The sequence below is a fragment of the Dissulfurispira sp. genome, from assembly GCF_036745535.1.
Classification (GTDB): Bacteria; Nitrospirota; Thermodesulfovibrionia; order Thermodesulfovibrionales; family Dissulfurispiraceae; genus Dissulfurispira.
Map to the genome: position 1 here is coordinate 1 of NZ_DAIOFX010000106.1, position 4,660 is coordinate 4,660.

Below are 4,660 nucleotides of genomic sequence, written 5' to 3' on the forward strand. Positions count from 1 at the left end.
AGTCATTTTATCTATCAGTGGATCATAGGGGTATGCATACTGGATTCTCGACTGATACTTGTCATATCTTGCCTTAACCGCAGGATCTGTATGGACTTCCGCAGGGAATGGAATTCTGTAGCCGAAGTTCTGCTCAAGTAACATTTTCCTATTCATACCACTAAAGTCATACCCTGTCCCCTTAGAAAGCGCCATCAGTTCGTCCCAGATATTGGTGGTAAATTCCCTGTTCCACTCCAATGTGTTGGCTGCCGCCAGTGTCTTCTTCATCCAGTCAGTGCCGTCATATTTCTCGGGCCAGAACTGTGACACATGGCCATGAGGCACGAGACCCTTTTCTTCAAGCCTCCTCATAATGCATGCAAAAATGGTGTGGTCCGGCAGTGTGTTGCCATAGGGCTCTATTACCTGTTTTATGACCTGATACCGCCTTTCGAGGTTTCCGAATATGAACTCCTTTTCAAACCAGCTCGATGCACCCAGCACCACGTCAGATACCATTGTCGTGGCATTGGGGAATGCCTCGAGGGTAACGATAAGCGGCCATACCTCTCCTTTTTTTGCACCAGCCATCGCGAGTCTGTATGGCCATGCATATGGAAGGCTCTGTCCTGCATTGACGGTCGATATGAACTGAACCTTTATCTGTCCTGCACCGAGGCGCCTGAACATCTCAACAGTATGCGGGCCTGGCTTGTCGTGTATCTTAATCTTTTTCATCTCTGCAGATATTTCGGATTCAGATACGCCCTTTTTCTTTAAATATGCTGATGCCCTGTCCGTCCATATTTTTTCGACTGCTGCCCTGTGAAGTGGATTTGCAACAAGCCTTCCGTAAGGAAGTGCATGGCAGAGCGCTCCCGGCGCCCTGATTCCACCGCAGGCATTGGGCTGTCCGGTAAAGCTGAAGGAATGTCTGCCCGGCTTGACCGCCTTTCCTGTTATCAAATGGAGCATATGCAGCGATGCATTAACCCATGTGCCCTGAAGCTTCTGGTTCACGCCCATGCACCAGGCCGACAAAGTATATCCTTCGGCAAACCATTTTGCTGCAAGCCTTATTGCCTCGGGACCGCTTATCTTCTTCCATGTCCTGGTCGCCTTTTCATAGACGAGCGGCGCTTCGCCCTCGAATATTATTTCGGAGACCTTTTCTGGCTTGTAGTCCTCAAGGAACTTGAGGAAGGCTGCAAAACCCTTATAGAGGTCTTTTAATATGTCATCCTCAGATGCATATTTTGTCTTAAGGGATGGATAAGTCTTCCTCGGTTCTGCTGTGTATGTAAGATCCCATGCCGTATCCCTTGCTCCTCCATATGTGGTCTTTATCCATGTCTTTTTAACATCCTCGTGTATGCCGAAGCTCACGTGCCTCTCGATGAACTTTTTATCGAGGTATTTCCATTTTGCATCCACAGTGCCTTTTTCCACATCGTATTTTGCGCCATCGAGTTCATGTGTTATTACGTAGGCAATCGCATTTAAAAGCACAAGATCCCTGCCTGTTGCAAAGGGCAGCCACAGGTCGGCGATTGTGCCTGAGCGAGTTTTTCTCGGATCGGCAAGGATGACCTTCATATTGGGGTTCTTTGACTTTGCTGCTGCCATCCTGTTAAAGATTATCGGATGTGCCTCGGCAGTATTGTTGCCGATTATGAAAAGCGTATCTGCGTGCTTTTTGAAGTCAGGGTCAGGCACATCGATATCATCGAGACATCCGTAAGGCTCGTCCTTTCCAAAGGTGTAGAGGTAGCCAACGACCGCAGATGCCATGCATGTCCTCGGCTGTCCCTCGATGGCGTTATTTGCCAATGCACCTCCGCCCTTGAAGACCTTGTTCATAATATGGGTCTCTTCCGTACCCAACTGGCCGCTTCCATAGAATGCAACGCTGTGCTTGCCATGCTCTTTTATGGATTTTTCTACTGCATCGGCAACAAAGTTGATTGCATCCTCCCACGGCACGAGGACAAAATTCTCCTTTAAATCCACTTCCGATGGCTTTAAGCCCTTCGGGTCCTTTGTTGTCTTTCCCTGAAGAACCCTCGGAGAGTTATTCAAATCAGGCTTGCCCGTTTTTGGATTTATCCACTCTTTTCTGATGAGAGCGCCTTTAGGCCTGTCTTTGTAGGTAATTGCCTTATGCAGATAAAATCCTTTAGTGCATAGAACGCCCCTGTTTACAGGACTCTTCAGGTCTCCCTTTAATGCTACTACCCTTGTGACCTTTCCTGCGGCATCAACCTCGCAGTCCGCTATCATGGTGCATCCAACAGCACAGAACCTGCATTGTCCCACGGGGAAAGACTTAACAGGTGCCGCAGCCAGAAGCATTTCAGGCCTTGCAATACCTGCTGCTGCAGCAGCGGCTGTTATGGCACTTGCCCTTAGAAAATCTCTTCTGCTGAGTTTCATCTATGACCTCCTCTTTTTTTTGTTTATATGAATTACTTTGTTGACTTGATTATGTAGCTACCGGCTCCAACCTTATCGCCAAACGGTGAATAATCCCCGTTAGCCGCAACCGCCATTACAGTGATGTTTGCATCGGTCTTCTCCGACGGCGCCTTCCAGCTAAAATTCCACTTCCTTAATTCCGAGCCTTCCTGCGTATGGGTCAATATTCCGTTGCTCAACTGTGTATTTTTCTTGTCTTTGACTATCAATTTCCCTGCTGATGCCTCGATTGCAAAACCTCCTTTGCATTCGCTCATGCTCTCGAGGTCGCTTGTTACAACCACCGTTAAATTGTATGTCTTGCCCGGGACATAATTTTTCGGCAATCCCTGAACCTTTACCATATTCTGAACCATTTCTCCTTCGTGGCAGCTTATACACTCAAGATTTGGAGCGCTGTTTTTATGGCCATATCCAATAGAAACATAAAGCCCTGCTATAACAAACGATACCAATACCAAAAAAAATATATTTTTTTTCATGCTATATGCTCCTTTCCCAAGTTCCAACGGGTTAAAAAAAAGAGAAGGCGGGGCAATGCCCCGCCTTTTTTCATTAATTATTTTGGCGCCTTTGCATCAGCAATTGCCTTTTCGAGAAATTTCACGCCGTCTATTGAGGTCTGTATGGATTCAAGGAGTGATGCCTTTGCAGCATCTGGGTTGTGAAAGCCGTCTGAATTTTCTGCTGTCCACCATTCCCATTTAGTATGAGCCTTTGTATGGAATGCCCTCGCCTCCTTTAGTTTTTCTTCTGGCACTCCTAAATCCTTTGCCCTTGTATATGTTTTTACATACTCAGCAAGCCAGAATTCTGCCTTGCGCATCTTGCCCCTTATGTAGTTCTGGATTCCCTCTATCTGATACTCTGCCTCCTGCTCAGTCCAATATGGATGGCATTTAAGGCATGTATCTTTTTTCATATACTTTGCGCTCTTTTGTCCATGCCATGTAAATGTCTTAGCGCCCTTTTTCATCTTTGGCATATGGCAGTCTTTGCATTCAACGCCTGCCTTTTCGTGTTTGCTTCCCCAGAAGACCTCTACTTCAGGGTGCTGGATTTTTGAAAGTAACGCACCGGTTATCTCATTCTTAAAGTCCCTGTAGCCCTGCTTTTCTACCCATGCGTCGTAATCAAAGACACTCTTCCACTGAAACTCGTTTGTCCTTCTGTCGCCAAACCCGATAGTCTCTCCTGTCTTGATATCTATTACTGGATTGCAGTTGTACTCTACATGGCACTGGGCGCACATAAGTGTAGAATCAGGCTTATTCAATATCCCTATTGCCCTGAAGTCCCTGAACATAACCTTTTTCATTGTAATCTTCTTGCTTTTTTCCTTATCGTATGGATATGTGCCCTCGCCCCTGTCAACAACTGCATCAATAAGGGCATCTCTTATAACCCTCGGATCTGTGCCATGTGGATCATGGCAGTGAATACATCCAACAGGCCTGTGGGTATCTCTTGCAACATCTACAACCTTTGATGTCCTGTCCCATACTGCCTTTGGATTTTTATCGCCCATATATGCCCATTTCAAAATAAAATCTGATGACTTACACAAAAGGCAAACAGGGTTTGCAGCAGTTGCTCCTGTTCTTGGAGTATATGGCTTGAATAGCTTCTGGTCGCTTGTTGTCGGCTCAAGGTCTTTTAAGACTTCCCATGCAGATTTCTCTGATCCCTTGGCATCGGACATCTTATCCAAGCTCTTTAGCTGAAATCTTCCACCATATGCCCTGTCAACTAACAGATGGTCAACAAGCATAAATACATGGCTTCTTGGCTCTGCATGCTCTCTTGTAAAACCGTGCGGCATCATAATAGCGTCAAATAGAGGAGAACGGCTCATTGACGTTGCCTTCTCGACCTTTGGCTTTGATTCAAGATTAACAGCAACCATTGATTCATACTGCTCCTTATGACACCTTCCACAGTTTGAGAGGTCTAAGTTTGTTGCTGGCTTTTTGGATGCATCTTTAAGATGGGCATCAACACCACTATGGCATTCTATGCAGTTAAGCTTAGAATGTTTGCCCTTTGTGTGAAAATCCTTGATCTGTCCATGGCATGCATAGCATGTTTCTGCTTTGACAGGCTTTTCTGGCGGTGCTGCCTTCTGTGCATCAGCACCCGAATAGTAAACTCCGCCAATGATCAATAGTGTGATGACTAAAGTTAATAAAAGATAAAACCTTTT

3 protein-coding genes are annotated in these 4,660 nt (G+C 46.0%); all 3 read right to left on the reverse strand.

The window, feature by feature from the left end; all coding sequences use genetic code 11:
- Positions 1 to 2,415 (reverse strand): molybdopterin-dependent oxidoreductase (locus tag V7L97_RS11360; protein ID WP_333656060.1); only part of this gene is annotated, 2,415 nt, incomplete at its 3' end.
- A 32-nt stretch (positions 2,416 to 2,447) separates the two neighbouring features.
- Entirely contained in the window at positions 2,448 to 2,939 is a 492-nt protein-coding gene (locus V7L97_RS11365; protein ID WP_333656063.1) for a choice-of-anchor V domain-containing protein, read from the reverse strand.
- A gap of 77 nt (positions 2,940 to 3,016) precedes the next feature.
- Positions 3,017 to 4,660: ammonia-forming cytochrome c nitrite reductase subunit c552 (locus V7L97_RS11370; RefSeq protein ID WP_333656065.1), on the reverse strand; the 1,644-nt coding region annotated here is incomplete at its 5' end.